This is a genomic window from Microvirga sp. P4_G7 (assembly GCF_056401005.1).
Window position 1 is genome coordinate 1 of record NZ_JBFUKD010000922.1, and the last position, 1,184, is coordinate 1,184.

The window sequence follows — 1,184 nt, forward strand, 5'->3', positions numbered from 1 at the left end:
CGCCGGAGACGGCCTGGTGCGCCATCACCTGCACAAGATAGATCGAGTAGGAACGTTGGCCTATGAACGACAGTGCCGGGTGGCTGAGAACCGTGCGCAACGGCGTTGCAGCGAGAGAAGCGACGAGGAATGGAACGAAAATCAGGCCGTAGACAGCGCCCATGCTCGCATCACCAAGCTTTACGTTGAGGGGGAACGAAACTGCCTGTGTGCAGACGAGGAGTGCGGTCGCTACCAAGGCGCCGATCGGCGTCATGAACGGCTGAAAAATCGCGAACCCCGTCCGGGTGTTGAGAACCAGCGCAAGCAAGGCGCCCCACAGGAGAACGGTGTAGTGGTACGCGAAGAGCCAGGGCACGTGCCAGTTGAGAAACATCAAAGCGACGCACGCGGACGCTAGCAAGATGCGCATCGTGACGCGCAGGGGCAGCGCGAACGCCAGGACCGGCCACGCGAGGTAAAATTTCCACTCGATTCCGAGCGTCCAAGTCGGCCCCCAATTTCCGAACCGATACTCGTTCATGAGCGAAACATAGTAGGGCAGCGCGTCTACGAACATCGTCCAGTACGCCCTTCCGATGTAATAAGATTGCGCGCCGAAGATAATCAATAGGAAGAAGTAGACGGGTGCGATACGGAAGACGCGGCGGATGAAGAACGCTGGGATGGACACGCGGCCGTTTGCGGCCTCCTCGCGCAAAAGGAGTGTTGTGATCAGGAATCCGGACAGGACGAAGAAGATCTGAACGCCGAGCCACCCTGACAGCCAAGCCCAATTGGGCCCGCCGTAATGGATGGTCAGAACGAGCGCAACCGCGATCGCTCGAATTCCGTCGAGGCCGGAAAAACTTTTGGTTTTTGAGAATTCGTCATAGCTCAGTGCCGGCCGGAAGGCTTTCCGGACGGATTCGTTCAGCTTCATGACAACCTCGGCGGCGGTTTAGGGCGGATGCAATACCCAATTTCCGCCGGAGGTGCAATTCGTCGGCGAGGAACGGCCGAAATCAGACCTTACTGATAACGCTTCCCGCGCCAGCCGCCAGAACGTCGGCCACATTCAATTAGATGCCTTCCATCAGGAAATGATCCATCGAGCGTGAAGGTTCGGCGCAGCCCGCGCTGCCGATCACCTTGGCCGGGACACCGGCAACCGTGGCGTTGTGCGGAACAGCCTGGAGCACCAC

Annotated in this window: 1 protein-coding gene and 1 pseudogene; both read right to left on the bottom strand. The window is 58.9% G+C overall.

Going from position 1 to position 1,184, the window contains the following annotated elements; translation table 11 throughout:
* Nucleotides 1-922 (bottom strand): acyltransferase family protein (locus AC1DT3_RS21925; RefSeq protein ID WP_477467287.1); only part of this gene is annotated, 922 nt, incomplete at its 3' end.
* Nucleotides 923-1,061: 139 nt separating this feature from the next.
* Nucleotides 1,062-1,184 (bottom strand): annotated as a pseudogene (locus AC1DT3_RS21930) (serine O-acetyltransferase); the annotation flags it as partial.